This is a genomic window from Alteromonas lipotrueiana, from assembly GCF_019249245.1.
Classification (GTDB): domain Bacteria; phylum Pseudomonadota; class Gammaproteobacteria; order Enterobacterales; family Alteromonadaceae; genus Alteromonas; species Alteromonas lipotrueiana.
The window spans coordinates 124,548-147,130 of record NZ_JAESDK010000006.1; the positions used below are offsets into that span (position 1 = coordinate 124,548).

The window sequence follows — 22,583 nt, forward strand, 5'->3', positions numbered from 1 at the left end:
TAATTAAAACTGACCAATTTTGTTGATAATCTGGTTTGCAACCGCACGGGCAGACTGATCGTCGGTGTCAATCACGTAGTCGGCGACTTCTTCGTACAGTGGGTTGCGGGTATCAGCCAGCTCACGAAGCACGGTTTCGGGCTCGCCGTTTTGAAGCAGCGGGCGACGCTTATCGCGCTGGGTACGAGCAACTTGTTTGTCGATGGTAGTTTGCAGGTAAACCACTATGCCACGCGCCGATAACCGATTACGTACTGCTTTGTTCGTGACCGAACCGCCGCCGGTGGCCAGCACAATACCTTGTTTGTCGGTCAGATCATTAATCACGGTTTCTTCACGCTGGCGAAACCCTTCCTCACCTTCCAAATCGAAAATCCAGGCGATATCAGCCCCGGTACGGCGCTCAATTTCCTGATCGGAGTCGAAAAAATCCAGGTGAAGTTCGTCTGCCAGGTGTCTGCCAATGGTACTTTTGCCTGCGCCCATTGGGCCAACCAAAAAGATATTACGTTTCTCAGCCATATTTGCTTATATCACAACTTTCATTATGTTAAGGGTAGTGCTGTCTAACCTTCTTTGCCCACCCATTTATGTGTGCTTATAGACTTGCTAAATAAGCACCACTCCTAGAACCTCGCTAAAATTTCGAGAGCGGGATTATCTCAGTTTCATCCCTGACGATGCAAGTTTTGTTGCGGTTTTAATCGACAGTTCTGTAACTCTATGATTTTGTTAGTAGATAAATAACAAAAAGACACCAAAAAGGTGCCTTTTTATCGACTACCCAGCTATCAGAGTCTTTCTGTTACGATTTTTGGCGTCACAAAGATTAGCAATTCTCGTTTTTGATACACGGTTGAGGTTTTCTTAAACAGTCTGCCGACGACCGGTAAATCACCAAATAAAGGTACTTTTGATGTATCGTCGGTGTTTAATTGTTGAAAGATACCGCCCAGCACTACGGTTTCACCATTTTCAACCAATACCTGGGTTTTAATCTCTTGTGTATCAATAGCAACCGCAGGGCCGGTTGAAGTTGAAACGGTTTCGCCACGGGTATCCTGAGTAATCACTAAATCCAGAATAACGCGGTTATCAGGGGTGATATGAGGCGTAACTTTAAGACTTAACACCGCTTTTTTAAATTCAACCGACGTAGCCCCAGATGAAGTTGCCTGAACATAGGGTATTTCGGTACCTTGCTCTATGTAGGCTTCCTGTTGATTTGCTACCGTAATACGCGGGCTGGCGATAATTTCGCCTTTGTTTTCAGATTCTAGCGCCGAGAGCTCTAAATCTAAAATGGTACCGTCTAGCAAGCTTGCTACCTGAAAACCGATACGGCCAGCCGGGCTGGTAACCGGCAACGACACATTCATGCGGTTGTCTACCGCAGGTACCACACCCCCGGCTGCAATGTCAGCTGAATTAGACGAGCCTGAAACTGTAAAGTCGCCGTCGCGTTGAGTTACGCCCCAACGAACGCCTAACTCTTCACCTACATTGTCACGAACCGTTACCATGCGCGACTCTATTAAGACCTGTTTTACCGGAATATCAAGGGCTTGAATAGTAAGTCGGGCTTCGTCAATAGACTCCTGTGTATCTCGTAGCAATAATGTATTGGTGCGCTCATCTACACTTACCGAACCTCGCTCACTGAGTATGCCGCCTTCCTGAGACTTTAAAATAGTGGCCATTGCCTGGGCTTTGGCATAATTTACGGTAATATTGGCTGTGGTTAACGGCGCTAAATCAGACACCTGTTTTTTTGATTGCAGCAACTGAGTTTCCCGGGCGGTCAATTCTTCAGCGGGCGCGACCAACAATATATTACCTTCCAGACGTTTATCTAATCCTTTGATTTTGAGAATCATTGCTAAGGCCTGGTCCCACGGGACGCTGGCAAGCTGAATAGTGACATTGCCAGTTACAGTGTCGGTCGTTACCAGATTAAAGTCGTTAACCTGTGCAATAATTTGTAAAACCTGACGAACCGGAACATCCTGAAAATCCAGTGAGATAGGTTTGCCGGTGTATTGGGTCTGGGTTTCAAGCTCGGCCTGCTGTTCTTCGCTCATGGGCGTAATTTCAATACGCATGCCTTCGTCGGTCATTTGATGCCGGGCCACTACCGGGTCAACATATTCTATGACTAAACGGGTTGCGGTTTCATCCTGAAAGCTTTCGACCTGTGTAACCGGCGTTCCGAACTGAGTGACATCCAGCGCCACAAATTGTTCATCATCTAATTTAACCCCGGGAAGGGTTACTGTAAGCCGGCCTTGGGCTTCTACCAGCTGAGGCTTAACATTACTGCTCTCAAATTGCAGGGTAGTGACCGCGGTATTGTCGTTCGAGCGGGTAAAATCAATATTCGTCAGTACATTATTAAAACCGGTTTGGGTTTGCTCGTAGGGGTCAAGCAGTACCGGATCTTCCTGAGCCAATACCGTGGGGGCAACAGGCATTAGCAGCACCAGCGCCATCACGCATTTTTCTAATGACATGAGAGAACGGTGGTTGAATAAAAAACGGTGCATGGGAACTCGCTTAGACATTGTTATTTTCTCCTGCAGACGAGGCTAAGCTAAGAGAGGTTTCCTCACGCTGCCAACAACCTGCGCCGTCAGGAAGAAGCTGTTCTATTTTGACTTCTTCCCGGCCTATTGTTTTTATCTTTCCGTAAAACAGCCCAATTCTGCTGCCATGTTTTGCTTTTAATAAACTGCCATCGGAGGCTTTGAATAACACCCACTGGGTACCGCGACTTTTAAAGCTTCCAGTGTAAGCTAAGGCATCCAGACCATATTGTTCAAGTGCTTCTTTAGGGCGCTCGTAATCGGGTTGTAAACAGTTTGTCTGCGCTTGTGTAACCAGGCGCTCGGTGCGGTCGGTCGGGCGTACAAACGGGCTACGTCGATCAGTTTCCTGATACTGAAACGCAGGTTGCGACGAAAACTCAGGATAGGGTTCTACCTGTATTTGAGTATTTTGTTTGATCTGCGCCGTATAGGCCGTTAAATCATCCATTTTGGGCGAACACGCACTTAATGCCCCGGCAACGACGACGATTATCAACAGTTTACTGTGCATCCTTTGCCTCCTGTTGATCATCGGTTAACGCGGTCCGGTAAGTTCTGGCCTGTAGCTTAAGGTGCAAACGTTTATCATCTTGTTCAATAGAAAAGTCGTGCAAAGTAACAATTCTTGGTAAATCAGCGACTTTTGAAACAAAATGACCAAAGTGATGATAGCCGCCACTGACTTCCATTTCTATTGGTAATTCGGTGTAGAACTCTTTTGGTACTTCATTTTGCCAGTTTAACAGCTTGAAGGTGAGCCCCGACGAAGTGCCTACATAGGTGATATCATCAAGTAGACCCGGCGTTTCATTACTGGTGGGAAGCGAACGCAGCATGGAAGAAAAATCTTTTTTAATTTTCGACAACTGGTCCTGATACGCTTCTAAATTAACCGCAATTCGATACTTCGCTTCAAATTGTAGCTTAAGTTCAGATTCCTGTTTCTGAGCCTGCTCTAAAATTGGTAATTTGGGTTTAACAATAAACCAGTAACTCAGGCCGGCGATAACAATAGCCACAAAAATGGCTACGACTATCTTAATTTCTTTAGGCCAGACGGCGACTTGTTCAAAGTCCAGTTCGTTTAGCTCTTTAAGCTTGGCGACATCAAATTTCATGAAGCGCTCTCCTGCTGGGCTGTTTCTTTCGCTGTGACCGGGGCAATTTCGGGGTTGATATAAAACGTCAGCTTAAACCCGCTCATGGCATCAGCCGCAGTGGTATCGGCAACAATTGAAGATAAATCGCCGGCAGAAAAAACATCTGAACGTTCAAGGCGACGCATAAAGTCAGATAACCGATTGTTTGAGTCGCTTATACCCTCGATAGTAATCAAATTACCCGTGCGTCTCAGGGTTTTAAAGGTTACCCCTGCAGGCACAATTGAAGCCAGCTCATCAAATACTTTGGGCGCTACATTTCGACTGATTTGCAACTGGCCGATTAATGCCATGCGTTGCTCTATCGCATTTTTACTTTCTTTGATTTTTTGAATTTGAGCAATTTGCGCATCCAGCCTACCTATTTCTTGTTCAAGGTAGCGATTGCGCATATTTTGATTGTCGGTTTGCTGTTCGATAGCCATACCAACCAAGTAAAAAATTAAACCCACAATGACCGCGACTAACCCCAGCATTGCCAGATAATTTTGTTTTTGTTGCTGGCGCATTTGTTCGCGCCAGGGCAAAAGATTTATATGTGCCATGTATTAAAACTCCGGCTGGCCAAACCGGCAGCAATTGCCAGTTGCGGGGCTACCTGGGATAACCGTTGGCGATCAAGCTTGTCATTTATGGTCATTGCAGCAAAGGGGTTAAACAATTCAATTTCTAACCCTAAGTCCTGGGCAAGGGCTTCTACCAACGCAGGGAGCGTAGCTCCGCCGCCCGCTAACACTAGCTTGGCAGGACGTTCTGCGTGAGTGGTGCTGACATACATTTGCAAGGCCCGGTTAATTTGTTGTACCAGGTTAGCGGTGAAAATAGGCAGGGTTTCCTGTTCCCAGCTGGCAGGCAGAGATTTGTCGAGCAATTGCCGTTCAGCTTCATCGCGCTCAATCATCTGAATGACAGATATATCCTGTACAAGCATGCTCATGCCAAAGTTATGCTCTTTGGAATAAACAATCTTATGGTCCTGCCATACACAAACCTGTAACAGCGACGCTCCAATATTGATGCAGCATACCCGCTCGTCTTCGGCGGCCGGATAAAACCTGGCTAGCGCATTACCCAAGGCGTTACCTTCGATATCGACAACTTTAGGTTCTAACGGCACTTCACGCACCAGTGTAATGCGACTGTCGACCAAATCTTTGTGAGCGGCTGACAACAAAACATCCATTTTTCCTGAGTGCGTTTTGCTCATCCCCAACTCTTCAAAATCAAGATAAACTTCATCAAGAGGGTAGGGAATCAAGCTGTCTGCTTCAATTTCAATCTGACCTTCAAGCTCGAAGTCGCTCTGGTCTGGCTCCATGTGAACCACTTTGCTGATAACAGACGTACCGGAGACAGCAATTGCAGCTAGCTTGGTTTTTGCTTTAAGTGCATTGTGTACTTTTTTAAGCGCAAGACTCACCGCTTCGTAATCGCGAATTTCGCGTTCATTGAAGGCAACCTTGGTGATGGCTTCGCATGCAAAACCTTGCAAGGTGTAAGTATCGCCTGTTTTTTCTATAAGTACCGCTTTGATTTGACGGGTGCCTATATCTAGGCCCACAATAAGCGGCAACTTTTTCTTCAGCAACGATTTCATTGGTTCCAGCCAGTGGTCAAAATTTTTAGCTCCAAATTAGTATGATACGCAGTTTTTTTGAACCATAGGGTTCTAATAAAAGCACGTATGTATAGAATATAAATCAAATGGGCGAGCTTGCCTCGGTATTAAAATCTTTGTGAAGTTACTAAAAACCTTTTTTCTGCTTATCATCATAGGTGCTCTGGTCGGCTCTGCTGCACTGGCTGGCATTTATTTTTATTTCAAACCAGATTTGCCAAGCGTTGCGGTTCTAAAAGACGTGCGCTTGCAAACACCAATGCGTATTTACACCAAAGATGGCAGTTTGATCTCCCAATATGGAGTTAAACGGCGGATCCCGGTAAAACTTGAGGATGTGCCGCAACAAATGATCGACGCGATCCTGGCCACCGAAGATAGCCGGTTTTTCGATCATTATGGTATAGACCCCATTGGCATGACCCGGGCAGTAGTTAATTTAATTGCCACCGGCGAAAAACAGCAAGGCGCCAGTACCCTGACCATGCAGTTAGCGCGGGGCTTCTTTTTGACCCGCGAAAAAACCTATATTCGCAAAATAAAAGAGATTTTTATAGCCTGGCACATGGAACAGCTGCTGACCAAACAAGAAATACTTGAGCTTTATCTGAACAAGGTAGAGCTTGGGCATCGAGCTTTTGGGGTGGGTGCCGCTGCTCAGGTGTATTATGGTAAATCATTAAAAGAGCTTACTTTAGCGCAAACCGCGACGCTAGCGGGGTTGCCTAAGGCGCCTTCGGTGCTCAACCCGGTTAGCGGACCCCAACGCTCAGTTGAACGTCGCCGGGTGGTGCTATTAAGAATGCTTGATGAGAAATTGATTACCCGAGCGCAGTTTGATGAAGCCGAGGCCGCGCCGGTAACAGCCCGAAAACATGGGGCAGAAATTGAAACCCAGGCTCCTTATCTGGCCGACCTCATTTATTCTGAAATGGTTCGAATATACGGTAAGGAAGAAGCGGAGACCGGTGGGTACCAGGTTTATGCTACGGCCCCAACCCACTTACAGCTGGCCGCACGCGAGGCGGTTGTTTCAAATTTGCATGACTATGATGAGCGTCATGGCTATCGGGGGCCTATTCAGTATTTGTGGAATAAACCAGATAGTGATACGCCCCCCACACAGACCGACTCAGACCCCGCTGTAGCCAAAACGGTTGAAGACTGGAGCAAGTCAGACCTGTTAAAAGCGTTACAACAGGTTGATCAGATTGCGCCGTTGGTACCTGCGGTGGTGACCCAGGTTGATGCACAAAGCGCTGAGGTTTTAGCGATAAATGGCGTGCGTCATACCTTAAACTGGGAAGGCTTAGACTGGGCCCGGCCTTATATCACTGACTCGCGTCAGGGTGATGAGCCTGAGCAGGCAAGCGACATTCTTAGTGCTGGTGCGGTGGTCTATATTCGTCAACACAACCAAAAATGGCGGTTAGCCCAAATGCCTCAGGCCAGCGGCGCGCTTATTGCCATACACCCTGAAAATGGCGCAGTCCAGGCAGTGGTTGGTGGCTATAGTTTTTATCAAAGTCAGTTTAACCGGGCAACTCAGGCCAAACGGCAGGTGGGGTCTAATATAAAACCGTTTATTTATTCAGCCGCTTTAAATAGTGGCTATACGGTGGCTTCAATCATGAATGATGCTCCTATTAACCAGTGGAATGAAGCTACCGGAGTGGCGTGGCGTCCTAAAAATTCTCCGCCGCAGTATGATGGCCCGATACGAATGCGGGTGGCGCTGGGGAAATCTAAAAACGTAGTGTCGGTGCGGCTACTACGTGGAGTAGGGTTGTCAAAAACCGCCGAATATCTTGAGCGCTTTGGATTTGCAAAAGAAGATATACCTCGTGATGAAACGCTGGCGCTGGGTTCTGGGTCGCACACGCCACTTGAAGTTGCCAGAGCGATGTCAACTATTGCGAATGGTGGTTTTTTGATTCAGCCACATTTTATTGACAAAGTGTTAGACGAAGAAGGTAATACACTTTGGCAGGCTGACCCGGTTTGGGCTTGCGATCCTTGTGAAGATCAGTCAGCGGCAGCACGCAGAAATAATGCTGAGCTTAGCCAGGAAGAACAGCTGGCCCAGGTACTTGATGTGAAGGTAGCTACCGGAGAAGCGCCCACCATTAAGCGCTCAGCGCCGCAGGTTATTCGTGCTCAAAATGCATTTTTAGTTGCCGATATGATGCGCACCGGGGTTCAGGCGAACGGCAGCTGGAGTAAAAAAACCTATTGGATGGGTACCGGTTGGCGAGCCAAAAACCTACTGAAACGTGACGATTTAGGCGGAAAAACCGGAACCACGAACGACTCTCGGGACGCATGGTTTTCTGGCTTTCAAAAAGATTTGGTGGTCACCGCCTGGGTAGGGTTTGATGATATGAATCGAAATTTGGGACGCGCTACCCGTAATCAAAACTTAATCAATCGTAATCCAGATCGTTTTAACTGGATTGGTAATGCAATGATTGGTAGCGAAAGCGGCGCGCATGCTGCACAACCAGCCTGGATTCGGTTTATGGAGCAGGCGCTAAAAGATGTGCCCGAACAGTTTGTGTCGGTACCTGAAGATATGGTGCGGGTTCGTATTGATCGTACCAGTGGAAAGTTGACCCGAAGAACAGACCATACGACACTATTCGAATACTTCATCACTGGCACGGAGCCAACAGTCTACGTCATGGATGATCAGGTGAACGATCCGGCTCAGGAAGAAACCAACAGTGCTCCTGAACCAGAAGAAATTTTTTAACTTGCTGCGTACCCTGCAGGCCTGAACAAAAAGTTGTTCGGGCAAATATATTTCGGAAGAACAATGTCACAAGACGAAAACCGATATCTTTATATTCCTCATTCTGGCCCTTCATTGCTGGAAACTCCCTTGCTTAATAAGGGCAGCGCGTTTACGGCCCGTGAACGAGCCTCATTTAATTTGGCCGGCCTGTTGCCACCACGCTTTGAAAATATCGAAGAGCAGGTTGAGCGGGCTTATATGCAATATAGCGCCTTTGATGATCCTCTTAACAAGCATATTTATTTAAGGGCCATTCAGGACAACAACGAGACCTTATTCTACCGTTTGGTACAGCGCCATATTGAAGAGATGATGCCAATCATTTACACCCCTACGGTAGGAGATGCCTGTGAACAGTTTTCTGATATTTATCGCAGCTCACGTGGCTTGTTTGTGTCTTGGGAAGAGCGTCATCAGTTAGATGATATTGTGCGTAATGCGACCAAACGTAAAGTAAAAGTGATTGTGGTCACTGACGGTGAACGTATTTTAGGACTAGGCGACCAGGGTATTGGAGGCATGGGCATTCCTATTGGTAAGTTGTCACTTTACACTGCCTGTGGTGGTATTAGTCCTGCCTATACATTGCCGGTAATGCTTGATGTAGGTACCAACAACGAAAAACTGTTAAACGACCCGATGTATATGGGCGCCCGTCATCCACGTATTGGGCAGGAAGATTACGACGAATTTATTGATATGTTTATCAATGCTGTTAAGCGTCGCTGGCCAGAGGTCATGATTCAGTTTGAAGATTTTGCACAACCCAATGCAATGCCAATTTTAGGTCGCTATCGCGATAAAATTTGCTGTTTCAATGATGATATTCAGGGCACCGCTGCGGTAACATTGGGCACTATTTTAGCAGCTTGCCGAATGAAGACCCGGCAATTATCAGATATGAAAGTAGTGTTTGTTGGCGCCGGTTCGGCAGGGTGCGGTATTGCCGAAATGCTGGTGCAGCAGATGTGTAAAGAAGGCCTGAGTGACGAGCAGGCCCGCAAGCAAGTATTTATGGTCGACCGTTATGGCCTGGTTACCGATGGCATGGAAAATCTACGCGATTTTCAGCAACGGCTGGCCACACGTACCCACAATATAAGCGACTGGACGTTTAGTGGTGAATACGCCTCGTTACTTGACGTTGTAAACTGTGCCCAACCCGATATTTTGATAGGGGTTTCCGGCCAGCCTGGGCTTTTCACAGAACAGGTTGTTCGCGCCATGAAGGCAAATTGTGAGCTGCCTATTATTTTTCCGCTAAGTAATCCGTCGCGTCAGGTAGAAGCTCGGCCTGAACAGGTTATCGAATGGACCGACGGGGAAGTGGTTATTGCTACCGGCAGCCCATTCAGGCCCGTTGAATACAAGGGCAAACTTTACCCAATAGCGCAGTGCAATAATAGCTATATTTTTCCGGGTATTGGCTTAGGCGTGGTGGCTGCAAAGGCGCGGTTAATCAGCGATGCAATGCTGATGGCGGCCAGTAATGCGTTAGCAGAAGCCTCTCCTATGGCTAACTGTGGTAGTGGGGCGTTGTTACCACCATTGACCGAAATTGCAGAGCTAAGCCGACGTATCGCCTTTGCGGTAGCGCGAGTAGCCATGGAGCAGGACCTGGCACTGGAGATGACCGATGAAGCCTTACACGAAGCTATCGACCGGCATTTTTGGACACCTGAATATCGTCCGTATAAGCGCGTGAGTATATAAACCTTTTAGTGGCGTATCTTAACGGATGCGCCGCGAATCTTGTTTCTTTGGCTATTTTATTTCAGCGTTCACTTTGACCCTTATTATTATAATAACTGTCTTTGTTTTGCGACGCTTCGGTATGTGTTTTCTAAAATTTCGTGAGCTTGCTCCGATAAATTTTAATTAATCACAACGTGATTTAAAGAATTGATTTCGTTGAAATAAATTAATCTTAAACAGTATGTGACTCAATTCTTCAGCAGATATCAAATGGGGCTGTGTTACATTTTAATACAGGGCGCTGACCTTTTGGCAGCCAGGATGCGTAAAACCTGATAGGTCATTTGAGTCAATATTGTTAACAAGCAAACAGCAGTCAATGTGTTACCGAGAAGTAACAGAAACTCTGAAATAATTGTTTTTTCTCTTACATTATAATAATTAACTTATTGTTTTTTATTGAATTTAATAGATTGGCACGAAGGTTGATAGCAATAGACTGATAGCATAAAATTGTTAAATTACCTTAAGCTGAACCTCAGACGATTTCGTTTGCTGTTTACCAACACTATGAAAGAACAGTATACAGCGTTGTAATCACCTGTTTACTTTGACCCTGATTGTGAGGGGTTTTCACGATAAACCAGGACAGGACCACATTTAGTCACACTGGTCTGCATAAAAATGTGCCGGTGTGAGATAAGCCAGTTTGCGGGCAACGGAAGGCTCGCTTTTTCATTTAAAATTGCCTCCATAGCGGAGGCTTTTTTGTATCTGTAACAACCGAAATCGATTTCGTTGCGTAATGAGAATTGTCCATTTGAATGTCAACAGGAGCTTTTATGAGCAAGCAGGACGAATACAAGGTACCCCGGGTATGGAAATGGGAAAAAGAAGACGGCAGCAAGTTTTCAAGCACTAATCGACCTACCTCTGGACCAACCCATGACCAAGCATTGCCGGTAGGCGATCACGACCTGCAGCTGTATTCTATGGCAACCCCAAACGGCCAAAAGGTCACTATTTTATTTGAAGAATTGCTGGCAGCAGGAATAAAAGAGGCTGAATACGATGCCTGGCCAATCTCTATTGGCGATGGCGACCAATTTTCTTCCGGGTTTGTGCAAAACAACCCTAACTCCAAAATTCCAGCCATGATGGATTATAGTGTAAACCCGCCGCTACGCTTGTTTGAGTCGGGGGCCATCATGCAATATCTGGCGGAAAAGTTTGACGCATTTATTCCTCAAGACCCTATTGCCCGGACCGAATGTCGCAACTGGCTGTTCTGGCAGGTGGGTTCGGCGCCTTATTTAGGGGGCGGCTTTGGCCATTTTTATACGTATGCGCCCTATGCGATGCAATATCCTATCGACCGTTTTACCTTAGAAATTAAACGGCAATTAGATGTTTTAGATAAACATTTGTCTTATAACACTTACATGGCTGGCGACGAGTATTCAATTGCAGATATGGCTATCTGGCCCTGGTATGGCAATTTGGTGTTAGGTAAAGTATATGATGCTGCGGAATTCTTGCAGGTTGAGGATTACACCCACTTGCTACGCTGGGCTAAACAAATCGGTGAACGTGATGCGGTTAAGCGCGGAGAGGTCGTTAACCGCTTCTGGGGCGATGGCGCCAACCTTAAAGAACGCCATAGTGCAAAAGATATCGATAAAGCATTAAAATAAGCATTTTGTCTGGTTTGTAGTAAATACACCGACTTCGACATTATCAAACTCGCCTTTGGCACTCGTCAAAGGCGAGTTTTTACTTGCAAGCCTGATTGTTTGACGTACCCTTCTGCGATTCATTTTCTAATTTTTATCAAAGGTAGTAAGTCGCTGTGGAAAAGCCCATTACCCCCAACGCCTGGGGCCTGACCCCAATTCTGGTTTTTATTGCTTTGGTTATCACTACCGGAGTATTGACCCAGGACGTTACCTCTATGCCGGTACTTGTGGGTTTTATGATAGCTGCGGGCTATGCACTGCTACTTAACCCTAAGGGAAAAAAATTAGGGATTGGCGAAAAAGTACAACTCTTTTGTGAAGGCGGTGGTAACAAAAATATTATTTTGCTGGTGATGATATTTTTGATGGCTGGGGCGTTTTATGCACTCACTATTGATATTGGCGCCCGCGATGCCACCGTTAATCTTGCGCTTAACTTTGTGCCGCAGGACTGGATGTTACCGGGGCTGTTTATCATCTGCTGTTTTATTTCTTTTTCCATGGGTACGTCGGTCGGTACCATTACCGCTCTATCGCCAATAGGTATTGGTATTGCACAAACCCTGAATATCTCTGAGCCAATGGCGTTAGGTATTGTAGTAAGTGGCGCCATGTTTGGAGATAACTTATCGTTTGTCTCAGACACCACTATTGCCGCCACCCGTAGTCAGGGGGTCAGGCTTACTGACAAATTTAAAGCTAACCTGTTGGTGGTACTTCCGGCGGCGCTTATTACTGTATTGATTCTGTTTAATATTGACACGGGAACAGCAAAAACCTTGGACCCTCGCGAGGTTGAGCTGATTAATATTCTGCCTTTTGTGGTTATTATTGGTTGTGCGCTGGCCGGACTAAACGTAGTAGTCGTATTAGCTATGGGCATTATCAGTGCAGCACTTACCGGCTGGTACACCGACGCACTGTCGGTGCTGGGGTTATTACAAAGCGTGCAAAAGGGCATGGGATGGATGCAGAATCTGGCCATGATTGCGCTGACCATTGGCGGCATCGTTGGCCTTATGACCGCCTATGGCGGCATTGCGTGGTTATTGCGTGCATTAACCGCCAAAGTCCGTTCAAAACGAGGCGCCGAACTTAGCATCGCCTCTTTGGTAAGTGTATTAGACTTAAGCACGGCGAATAATACTATTTCGATTGTTACGGCGGGGCCAATTGCAAAAAAATTAGGCGATCAGTACCAGGCTGACCCACGCAGGCTTGCCAGTTTACTGGATATCTTTTCATGCGGTTTTCAGGGAATGGTACCTTATGGCGGACAGCTTCTTAGTGCGGCCGCCATTGCCGGAATTTCCCCCTTGGCGATTACTCCGTATTGCTGGTATCCCATGTTAATTCTTGTTTTCGGACTTATTAGTATAGCGCTGGGCTGGCCACGCTTTTCTTCGCCTGCAAAAGAAACCTTTTAAACGAAAGCAGATGACTAAACCAGTGCCGGGCTACCACAATAGCGTAGCAACACCTAACGCAATAAAGAGCGCCGCGGCGACGCGGTGCACCTGCTTAACCGGCAACTGACGTAGTAACTTTTCGCCTAAGAAAATAACCGGCACATTGGCCAGAAGCATGCCTATGGTGGTGCCTATAGTCACCACGATAACATGCTGATACTCAGCCCCGAGCAGAACCGTCGCTACCTGCGTTTTGTCACCAAGCTCGGCCACCGAAAACAAAATAAAAGTGGCACAAAAGGCGCCAAATTTATCAAACCGACCGGTAGTGGCTTCTTCTTTATCAGGTACCAGCAGCCAAAAACCCACTGCTATAAAACTTAACCCCACCAGCCATGTTGCAAGGTCATCAGGCAACAGCGTGTCTACATAACTGCCCAGCCAGGCAGATATTCCGTGATTGACTAAGGTAGCCAGCAAAATGCCGGCAATAAGCGCAGTACGAGCTTTGAAGCGGGTCGCTAATAATAAGGTCAGAAGTTGAGTTTTATCGCCTATTTCGGCAAGGGCAACGGTAATAACAGAAGTAGAAAACGCATCCATAGATAGGGCTCGTGACAGGAAAGAAAAACCAAAGGTATCTTATCGCCGTCCTGTCTGTGCGGTGATAATCATACCTCAGGTCTTGCCGCTGTAAATACTAATAAAACAGTAAACACACCATGCGCCTTGTGCGCGCAACTATGTTGATGTGCTCTCTTTATAAGTATCAAAAATATGTGATACCCGTAAAGCCGGCTACTCCCCTGACGAAGTCCCCGGATTATAAATCAACAACACTGAACTGGCAAATATCAGCTTACTTCATGCAAGGGGGTCACCTAGGACATATGAGGGGAGGGGTGTAAGTACTCGTCGAAAAAATTGGTAATCAATGGCCATAAACGTTCAGCATTTCGCGAGAAAAAGCGCATATGACCAATCTCATCAAGTCCGAACGCCGAAGGATACAATATACAGCTGCGGGCTTTACTGCCTTCAAAAACCTCTAACATTTCTTTAAGATTTTTACGATTTGCAATGGCATCGTCGCTGGCAATAATCCACTTTGACGGAATTTTTAACGAGGTATAATTATGTTCCTGAACTTGTCGTCCAAACGCGGTTTTCACGTAGCCTGAACCATTACACCACTGCTGCCATTGCCGAGCCACGCCTTTAGGTAAGGGCTCGCCCATGCCGACCCAATGTGACTTAGTATGACCAAACAATAAATTAGACACCGGAATAAAAACATTCATAAAAAAGTGCGCTTTAAGCCGGTATTTTTTAGACATATTACGTAGCGAGCCTGACGAGCTGCCAAAGTTTATAAAAGCTGCCAACTTGTGAGCATTAGGCATTAACCCCACCAACTGACCGCCAGCGCTGTGGCCCACCAGAAAATAAGGTTGATTGGGGTAGTATTGACTCAAGGCTTCCAGAGCAGCGGGCATATCTTGCTGGCCCCAGCTAACCAGGTCGGCTTTACAGCGCTTTAGCGATGTTGTTAAAGACTCGCCAATACCCCGGTTATCAAAGGTAAGTACCGCAAAACCTTGGCGATTTAAGAATGTCGCAAAATTTGTATAAAATTGCCGTTTGATGCCGGTAGCCGGGGCAATTAAAACGGCGCCTTTTAATGGTTCAGTTGGCCGGAACAAGGTGGCTGACAAAATTTGACCATCTTCACAGGTAAGCCTGACAGGCTCTTGCATAGATATTCCTCACAAAACATCGCTGGGATAATCGTTATTGGTTAAAGACTTAGAATCTATAAAACAATCAATGGATAATTAGATCTACAATAGACCGCACAAGTGGATCAGAATTCCATTTGTTCCGACATTTTTTTAAGTCTTATACTAACCAATAACAATACTCTATCGTTCGACCCAGTGTACAGCAGCAGTCAATGGCGCATAGTTAACTTTCGGCTAACGACTCAACGGTGAGGTGTATAGTGCTTTTCTTATGCTTGTTTAAGTTGTAGAGCAAATTAACTACGTATTTTCAGCCGCAGGAATATCAGCTTCGCAATGATGCCAGTCGCGCTGCTTTAACAGCTCTAATAAGGTTTGATTAAAGTAGCGGGCATACACCTTAGCTACCGCTGCATATTTTTCGTAGGCATAGGTGCCGGCCTCGTAGCTGTCGTTAGACATTTCACGAGTCCCAAAACGAATAATTAAACAGGTAGGTACATCGGGTGTGGTCGTTGCAGAGCCATCGTTAACCACAAAAAAGCGAAAGTCGCGTTTGCCAAAGGCTTCATTAGCGTAATATTCGGGCATACCCGAAAGCAATTTTTTCATTTTTTTGTCGTTGGGCTGTTTTACATAACTACAGCCCGAGACAATCAACAGCGCCAATAGAGAACAGAGCCAGAACACTGAATATTTTTTCATAGCAGAACCTCATCAAACAATTAACGGCCATTGTAACCTGTTTGACTAAAGTCCTGCTATATTGAAAACTATCGCAGGTTTAAGGTAAATACCTTCGACCCGCGCTGAAAGTTATAAAGCTGTTGTTTGGCTGCAGGCAGGGCATTGATGTTAGCAGGCACAAAGCCTTGCTCTAAAAACCAGTGCGCGGTAAGGGTGGTTAACACAAATAAGGTCTCGATATTGTTATTTCGGGCCTGAGAGATAATCTCCTCTAAAATACGTTCGCCCCGGTTTTTGCCGCGGTAGTCCTGGTGCGTTGCAACGCAGGCTAATTCGGCACAAGCTTCTTCAGGGTATTCATAAACCGCCGCACACGCGATAATGGTGCCGTCACGGACAATGACAGTAAACTGGTCAATTTCGTTTTCTAGCCGCTCTCGCGAACGTTTTACCAGCGCACCACTTTGTTCCAGAGGCTTAATCAGGCTTAAAATACCGCCCACATCATCAATGGTGGCACCGCGTAGCTGTTCATAATGATGCTCAAGTACCAATGAACCGGTACCATCGCGGGTGAACAGCTCTTGCAGCAACGCGCCATCGGTTTCATAGCTAATACAATGAGCTCGCGAAATGCCCGCCGCCACGCTGGTGGTCAATGCTTTGAGCACCGAGGGTTCGGTTGTAATTTGCTGTTGGGCTATCAATGATTCTAACTCGGGACGCTCAACGGTTCTAAGCAGCTTTCCAGAACGATGATAGACCCCGGCCTGATTAGAAAACACAATAATTTTGTCAGCTTTAAGAGCAATAGCGGCCTGCGTGGCTACATCTTCATGCGACAAATTAAACACTTCGCCGGTAGGTGAGTAACCGGTGGGAGAAAGCAATACAATTGAACCGTCGCTAAGGTGGTCATTAATACCCGTAGTGTCAATGCGACGCACCAATCCGGTATTTTCAAAATCGGTGCCATTGCGTACGCCCATCGGTTTGGCGACCACCAGGTTGCCAGAGCAAACCCGAATTTGGGCTCCGTGCATGGGTGAGTTTGCCAGACCCATAGTCAGTAGCGCCTCAATATGTGAGCGCACCGAACCGGCGGCATCTTTCACGCATTCTAAGGTTTGCTTATCGGTAATTCGTACTCCGTCTGCAAACCGGCTTTCTACATGACGCAGCGCGACACGTTCATCAATTTGCGGACGGGCTCCGTGCACCAGTACCAGCCTGACACCGAGGCTGGCTAATAAGGCAATATCATGAATAATGTTAGCAAAATTGGCTTGTTCAATTGCTTCGCCACCAAACATCAGCACAAAGGTTTTACCCCGATGTGCATTGATATACGGCAGCGAGCTACGAAACAAGGTAATGCCATCTTGCGGGTTAAGCCTCATGGATGTAGCTACTCCTGACTGTCCATCGCTTCCAGCTCCCGGTATAGCGCTTCAATAACCGTCTGGGCACTGGTGCCGCCTAAAATGTTTCGTTTATTAATGCCATATTCCAGCTGTAGCACCGCGTATACATCGTCTTCAATTTTGTCGCAGACCGATTGCAATGTTGTCAGTGGCAAATCTTCAATCGGACATTTTGCTTCAATTGCACTTAGTACAACTTTGCCAGCAATATCGTGGCCGGTTCGAAACGGAATGCCTTTTTCCACCAGATAGTCAGCCAGTTCGGTTGCATTTGCGTAGCCCTGGGCAGCGGCTTCACGACATCTTTGTTCGTTAAGGCTCAAAGAGTCCAGCACTTCACTGGCGATGCACAAACAACAATGCCACTGATTAACCGTATCAATGGCACCTTCTTTGTCTTCCTGCATATCTTTGTTGTAAGCCAGCGGCAGGCCCTTCATGGTGACCAGCAAGGCCTGCAGCGAGCCAAAGACCCGACCGCATTTCCCGCGCATCAGCTCTAACGCATCCGGGTTTTTCTTTTGCGGCATTAATGATGAGCCAGAGGTTACAGTATCGCCCAGTTGCAAAAAGCCAGCTTCTCCCGAATTATAAAAAATAAGGTCTTCAGCCATTCTTGAAATATGCATCATGCTGGTACTGGCGCTAAACAGCAGTTCGAGCACAAAATCCCGGTCTGAAACGGCGTCGAGGCTGTTTAGGCAGGGACTGGCAAACCCCAGCTGTTGCGCAATATCATGCCGGTCTACCGGGTAGGTTGTGCCTGCCAGAGCACCACTGCCCAGTGGGCACTGATTCATACGCGCTTCTAAATCATCCAGCCGTGAAATATCACGTTTAAACATTTCAACATAGGCCAGCGCCCAGTGCGCAAACATAATGGGCTGCGCCCGCTGCAGGTGGGTATAGCCAGGGATAATGGCTTGCTGGTGACGGTTGGCGGTATGTAACAATGAACGAATTACGGTGTATAGATCTTGCTTAAGTGAGGCCACATGTTCGCGTACCCACAACCGAAAATCGGTAGCAACCTGATCGTTACGGCTGCGTCCGGTATGCAGTTTACGGCCTACATCACCTAACTTGTCGATAAGCGCAGCTTCGACAAAACTGTGAATGTCTTCTTCACTGGAGCCCGCGAAATCCAGGTCGCCAGCCTCGGCCTGCTGCTGAAGCTGAGTTAACGCGTCTTCTAACTGGTTTTGTTCGTCAGCACTAAGTACGCCGGCCTTGTGTAAGGCTCGCGACCATACCACCGACCCTTGCAAGTCCTGCACTGCCATTACCTGATCAAACGGCAGCGAGTCATTGACCTGTCGAAACATACTGCTACTGCCAGCGGCAAACCGGCCTCCCCATAACGCCATGATGGTGCTCCTTATTTGCTTTGAGCTTTTAGTGCTTCAATCCGGCTCGACAAACTAAATAACCGGATAAAGCCTTCAGCGTGTTTCTGGTCGTACACATCATCAGCGCCAAAGGTGGCAAAATCTTCTGAATACAGGCTGTTCACTGAGCGCCGCTGAGTGACGGTGGCCTGGCCTTTGTACAGTTTCACGACAATATCGCCGGTTACCTTTTGAGCAAAAGAAGCCGCTCCAGCTAACAGCGCATCGTTGAGGGCGGTAAACCAACGGCCATCGTACATAACATGAGAAAACTCCAATCCCAGCTGTTCACGATATTTAATTGCTGCTTTGTCCAGTACCATGGTTTCCAGTGCTTTATAAGCTTTCATAAGCACCGTACCACCCGGTGTTTCATAGCAGCCTCTGGATTTCATACCCACCAACCGGTTTTCAACAATATCGATACGGCCCACACCATGAGCGCCAGCCAGAGTATTAAGCTTTACTAGTGCCTGATAAGGCGACAGGGCGGTGTCGTTGACTTTAACCAGCTTTCCTTGTTCAAAGCTCAGCTGAATATACTCTGCTTTGTCAGGTGCATCTTCAGGATCGGTGGTCATGGTCCAGACTTGCTTAGAGGGTTGTTGCCACGGATCTTCAAGCTCGCCGCCTTCGTGTGAAATATGCCACGCGTTGGCATCACGGCTGTATATTTTGGTGGCCGATGCACTGGTTTTAATATCGCGGCTGGCCAGGTAGTCAAGCAAATCTTCACGCGAGACCATATCCCATTCACGCCACGGCGCAATAACCCGTAGGTCGGGTGCCAGAGCCGCAAAAGTACTTTCAAAGCGCACCTGGTCATTACCTTTCCCGGTACAGCCGTGACATAAGGCATCAGCCCCTACTTTACGGGCAATTTCAACCTGTGCTTTAGCAATAACCGGCCGCGCCATTGAGGTGCCCAGTAAATACTCGCCTTCGTAGACGGCGCCTGTGGTTACGGTGGGGAAGATATAATCGCGAACAAATTCTTCTTTTAAGTCGACGATATAGCACTCGCTGGCGCCCGACGCGATAGCTTTGTCGTGCAGACCTTCAAGCTCTTCGTCGCCCTGACCTACATCGGCAGCAAAGGCGACCACTTCAGCACCGTAGTTTTCCTTCAACCAGGGGATGATGGCCGAGGTATCCAGTCCACCTGAATAAGCCAGTACAATTTTTTTCACATTTTGCATAGTTTTAATCCTCGTTATGCGCCTAAAAGATGAGTAAGAATGGCATTTTGGCCGTGCATCCGGTTTTCTGCCTGACGCATCACCAGGGACTGTTCGCTATCAATAAGCGTGCTGGTGATTTCAAGGTCACGGTGCGCAGGCTGACAGTGCAGTACATAGCGCGCCCCGGTTTGTGCCATTAATGCTTCGTTTACCTGATAAGGCATGAATTTTTCTTTAATCGTTGCAAGTGGTGTAGTGTCGCCCATCGACAACCAGGTGTCAGCGTAGAGTACATCCGCCCCCCTGGCATCACTCACTTGCGTGGTTTCGCTGATTTGCGCTCTGGTTTGCTGACCAATAGCTTTGGCCTTGGCTACAATCGTCGCATCAGCCGTGTGTCCCGGTGGCGTCACCACGATCTGATGACAACCCAGCAAAGCGCCAACCAACAATAGTGAATGAGTGACATTGTTCCCATCGCCTACATAGGCCATCGTAAGGCCGTCTACCTTGCCAAAGGTTTCATACAGGGTCAGGTAATCAGCCAGAGCCTGACATGGATGATACATATCACACAAAGCATTGATTACCGGCACCCGTGAGGCGCTGACAAATTGCTCTAATGTTGAATGAGCATTTACCCGCCCTACAATCGCGTCAGCCCAGCACGACAAATTAGCGGCCATGTCTTTAGCGTCTTCGCGGCCAGCAAGCTTGCCGGCCTGACAGTCAAGATAGACCATATGTCCACCCAGTTTATTGATACCAATATCAAAGCTAACCCGGGTGCGCAGAGAGGGCTTTTCAAACACCGCAGCCACCGACTTACCGGCCAATACTTTAGCGTAGGCCGCAGGTGTTTGTTTTATCGTATGTGCCAACTCCAGCAGGTTCTGCATAGCAGAGGGTGTCCAGTCGGCAAAAGTAAGTAAATTTTGTTTCATATATCTAACTCCTGAGTCGGCGGTAACGGCACAACCCGCGTACCCCCAGCATGGGCAAGTAGTGCAGACAGATCGGCCTGCCAGCTACCAATAATTACCGGACGCTGCAAAGTCGTGGCCGCCTGCAAAGCAGCGGCAGTTTTCACCTGCATCCCATCGGTGATAGTACGGCTTGCCACCAGCGCATTGATACGGTTTGCATCTAAGGTCTCAAGCACCTGACCGGAAGCATCCATCACCCCGGTAACATCCGATAGCAGCATAAGTTGCGCCTGTAACAGTCTGGCGATTACGGTAGCGGCTTCATCGGCGTTAATATTAAGCAAGCGTCCCGTGTCGTCACATCCAATTGAGCTGACCACCGGCAAATAATCCTGCACCAGCAGGTTTTTTAATAAAGTGGCATCCGCAGGCTCGGGGCTGCCCACTGCGCCGTACTGGGGCGCCTTGCTATGGCATTTTACTAAATTGCCATCTAATAAAGATAATCCTACCGGGATAAGCTGATGAGAAATAGCGGCGGCGCACAGCATTTTATTGGCTGTTCCGGCGAGTGCCGCGCAAATGTAGGGCATATGTTCATCGGGGGTCACACGCAGACCATCCAGTTTAGTGCTGGTGAGTGCTAATTTGGCCATCAGGGTTTCTACCACCGGGCCCCCGCCATGAACCAGTACCACCGGGCGTGATACGGATAACGCCTGAATATGTTGAAATAAAGTGTCGGTCGCTGTGGTGTTTTCTAACAGTGCCCCGCCTACTTTAATGACCACCGGATAACTTGTCATAACGGCAACAATCCTTTTTCTGGTGCGAAGTCGTTCATCAAATTAAGGCACTGCAGGGCTTGAGACGCGGCGCCTTTCATAACGTTATCAATAGCCGCAGAAATAACCGCATATCCGCTATCGGTATCGGCTTTAAAGTACACATCAACAAATGGGGTATGCACCACATCGTTTAGTTTAGGCCAGTCGTTTCTTAAACGCACCAGCGGATGATGTTGGTATGCTTGCTGATACGCCTCACGCAGCATAGCGGTGCTTACCCCGGCGGCCAGCTTCACCGTGATGGTGGCCAGTATGCCGCGTTTAAAGTTACCCAGATGTGGAGTAAAAATAACGGGCACCCCGCAATAAGCCTCAATTTCAGGCGTGTGGCGATGCCCCAACACACCGTAGGACTGCAGACTGACCTCGCAAAAACTATTTGCTAATGCCGCCTTGCGTCCGGCACCACTTACCCCTGATACGGCACTAATCACAGGCCGATGGTCTGGGTTTAGTAAATTGTGTTCGGTCAACGGCTTTAATGCACACAACGAGGCGGTGGGATAACAACCGGGGACGGCAACTATTTTGGCGTTGCTGATTTTGTCTGAATACCACTCGGCCAGCCCGTAAACTGCTTGTGATAGCGCCTCCGGGCTTGTATGAGCAAATCCATAGAAATGCTCAAAGTCGTTCGTATTTTGTAACCGAAAGGCGCCGGACAAATCCAGCACTTTTGCTTTACCACTGCTTAGCTGTGCCATCCATTGATGACTGGCTTCATGCGGGGTAGCCAGAAAAATTGCATCCATAGTTTGAGGCAGAGCAGCCAGCGCGCTGTCACTTATCGGTTCAAGCATTAACGAGGAAGAGGCCAGACGTCCATGTAGCGTACCAATAGACTTACCTGCATCAGCGCTATTAGGCGATACAAACACACGTTTTAACTGAACTTCACTATGGCCAAGTAACAACTCAACCAGTTGTGCGCCAGTGTAGCCACTAGCGCCAATAACACAGACATCCAACATAATGTTCACTACATATAGGTAAAAAAGAAAATACACCTTTTAACCTTGCTGCCGAATTTACCGTAGAAATCCTCGAGTCTGAACAAGGTCAAAAAGTGTGCTAGCGCGTGATTCTTAAGAAGAAAGCCACTATCGTCGCTGACGGTAAAACATCGCGTAGCCAAGGGTGGGAGAGTTCTGCTGTAGCGTGAAAGCAGTGCGGTACTGCAATTTTTGATGAATTACCATAAGTAAGCTCTGCCTCCACCTGAAAATAACGTATTAACCTTCAAAGTTCGCAGCCACACAATCTATGCTGGCTAACGACGAATACCAGTGTACAGAATCGGAATAGTTATTCAATATAAATGTATAATTATCTCATCCGATGTCTTTTGCGCGCTTTTGAAACCATTCGGGTATACACTAAAGATCTAAGT

General features: G+C 47.4%; 19 protein-coding genes. 4 read left to right on the plus strand and 15 right to left on the minus strand.

Annotated elements, in window-relative coordinates; translation table 11 throughout:
* Positions 1 to 3 precede the first annotated feature (3 nt).
* The 6 genes from aroK to pilM all read right to left on the minus strand — a co-directional run bounded on the left by aroK (position 4) and on the right by pilM (position 5,342).
* Entirely contained in the window at positions 4 to 522 is a 519-nt protein-coding gene (aroK, locus tag JK130_RS06175; RefSeq protein ID WP_218353416.1) for a shikimate kinase AroK, read from the minus strand.
* Between the two features lie 269 nt (positions 523 to 791).
* Positions 792 to 2,489 (minus strand): type IV pilus secretin PilQ, encoded by a 1,698-nt coding sequence (locus tag JK130_RS06180; RefSeq protein WP_246587713.1) that lies wholly within the window; start codon positions 2,487 to 2,489, stop codon positions 792 to 794.
* Positions 2,490 to 2,553: 64 nt separating this feature from the next.
* Positions 2,554 to 3,096, minus strand: coding sequence for a pilus assembly protein PilP (locus JK130_RS06185; protein WP_218353418.1), 543 nt, complete (start codon positions 3,094 to 3,096; stop codon positions 2,554 to 2,556).
* On the minus strand, positions 3,086 to 3,703 hold the full coding sequence (locus JK130_RS06190) for a type IV pilus inner membrane component PilO (protein WP_218353420.1): 618 nt from the start codon (positions 3,701 to 3,703) through the stop codon (positions 3,086 to 3,088). Before JK130_RS06190 ends, JK130_RS06185 begins: the two co-directional genes overlap by 11 nt.
* The gene (locus tag JK130_RS06195; RefSeq protein WP_218353422.1) at positions 3,700 to 4,290 is read right to left on the minus strand and encodes a PilN domain-containing protein; all 591 of its coding nucleotides are present in this window, start codon (positions 4,288 to 4,290) and stop codon (positions 3,700 to 3,702) included. The genes JK130_RS06190 and JK130_RS06195 overlap by 4 nt, the downstream gene beginning before the upstream one ends.
* The gene (pilM, locus tag JK130_RS06200) at positions 4,278 to 5,342 is read right to left on the minus strand and encodes a type IV pilus assembly protein PilM (RefSeq protein WP_218353424.1); all 1,065 of its coding nucleotides are present in this window, start codon (positions 5,340 to 5,342) and stop codon (positions 4,278 to 4,280) included. The genes JK130_RS06195 and pilM overlap by 13 nt, the downstream gene beginning before the upstream one ends.
* A 139-nt stretch (positions 5,343 to 5,481) precedes the next feature.
* Here pilM and JK130_RS06205 point away from each other — a divergent pair, with 139 nt between their 5' ends.
* The 4 genes from JK130_RS06205 (at position 5,482) to JK130_RS06220 (ending at position 13,015) form a co-directional block, all read left to right on the plus strand.
* Positions 5,482 to 8,115: a penicillin-binding protein 1A gene (locus tag JK130_RS06205; protein ID WP_218353426.1), complete on the plus strand. Its 2,634-nt coding sequence runs from the start codon at positions 5,482 to 5,484 to the stop codon at positions 8,113 to 8,115.
* Positions 8,116 to 8,178: 63 nt separating this feature from the next.
* Positions 8,179 to 9,870, plus strand: a complete 1,692-nt coding sequence (locus JK130_RS06210) for an NAD-dependent malic enzyme (protein WP_218353428.1) — start codon at positions 8,179 to 8,181, stop codon at positions 9,868 to 9,870.
* A gap of 824 nt (positions 9,871 to 10,694) precedes the next feature.
* On the plus strand, positions 10,695 to 11,546 hold the full coding sequence (yghU, locus tag JK130_RS06215) for a glutathione-dependent disulfide-bond oxidoreductase (RefSeq protein WP_218353430.1): 852 nt from the start codon (positions 10,695 to 10,697) through the stop codon (positions 11,544 to 11,546).
* Positions 11,547 to 11,701: 155 nt separating this feature from the next.
* The gene (locus tag JK130_RS06220) at positions 11,702 to 13,015 is read left to right on the plus strand and encodes a Na+/H+ antiporter NhaC family protein (RefSeq protein WP_218353432.1); all 1,314 of its coding nucleotides are present in this window, start codon (positions 11,702 to 11,704) and stop codon (positions 13,013 to 13,015) included.
* Positions 13,016 to 13,045: 30 nt separating this feature from the next.
* On the opposite strand, the gene JK130_RS06225 is transcribed toward JK130_RS06220, so the two are convergent.
* The 9 genes from JK130_RS06225 to argC all read right to left on the minus strand — a co-directional run bounded on the left by JK130_RS06225 (position 13,046) and on the right by argC (position 22,164).
* Positions 13,046 to 13,600, minus strand: coding sequence for a TMEM165/GDT1 family protein (locus JK130_RS06225; protein ID WP_218353433.1), 555 nt, complete (start codon positions 13,598 to 13,600; stop codon positions 13,046 to 13,048).
* Positions 13,601 to 13,878: 278 nt separating this feature from the next.
* Positions 13,879 to 14,754: an alpha/beta hydrolase family protein gene (locus JK130_RS06230; protein ID WP_218353435.1), complete on the minus strand. Its 876-nt coding sequence runs from the start codon at positions 14,752 to 14,754 to the stop codon at positions 13,879 to 13,881.
* A gap of 285 nt (positions 14,755 to 15,039) precedes the next feature.
* Positions 15,040 to 15,444 carry a hypothetical protein gene (locus tag JK130_RS06235; protein WP_218353437.1) on the minus strand — a complete coding sequence of 135 codons (405 nt, stop codon included), beginning with the start codon at positions 15,442 to 15,444 and terminating at the stop codon, positions 15,040 to 15,042.
* Positions 15,445 to 15,512: 68 nt separating this feature from the next.
* Complete coding sequence (gene argA / locus JK130_RS06240) at positions 15,513 to 16,826, minus strand: amino-acid N-acetyltransferase (protein ID WP_218353439.1); 1,314 nt, start codon at positions 16,824 to 16,826, stop codon at positions 15,513 to 15,515.
* An 8-nt stretch (positions 16,827 to 16,834) separates the two neighbouring features.
* Positions 16,835 to 18,217, minus strand: coding sequence for an argininosuccinate lyase (gene argH / locus JK130_RS06245; protein WP_218353441.1), 1,383 nt, complete (start codon positions 18,215 to 18,217; stop codon positions 16,835 to 16,837).
* Positions 18,218 to 18,228: 11 nt separating this feature from the next.
* A complete protein-coding gene (locus JK130_RS06250; protein WP_218353443.1) occupies positions 18,229 to 19,437 on the minus strand; it encodes an argininosuccinate synthase in 1,209 nt (402 codons plus the stop codon).
* A 14-nt stretch (positions 19,438 to 19,451) separates the two neighbouring features.
* Complete coding sequence (locus JK130_RS06255) at positions 19,452 to 20,363, minus strand: ornithine carbamoyltransferase (RefSeq protein ID WP_218353445.1); 912 nt, start codon at positions 20,361 to 20,363, stop codon at positions 19,452 to 19,454.
* Positions 20,360 to 21,151, minus strand: coding sequence for an acetylglutamate kinase (argB, locus tag JK130_RS06260; RefSeq protein ID WP_218353447.1), 792 nt, complete (start codon positions 21,149 to 21,151; stop codon positions 20,360 to 20,362). Before argB ends, JK130_RS06255 begins: the two co-directional genes overlap by 4 nt.
* Entirely contained in the window at positions 21,148 to 22,164 is a 1,017-nt protein-coding gene (argC, locus tag JK130_RS06265; RefSeq protein WP_218353449.1) for an N-acetyl-gamma-glutamyl-phosphate reductase, read from the minus strand. The genes argB and argC overlap by 4 nt, the downstream gene beginning before the upstream one ends.
* Between the last annotated feature and the right edge of the window lie 419 nt (positions 22,165 to 22,583).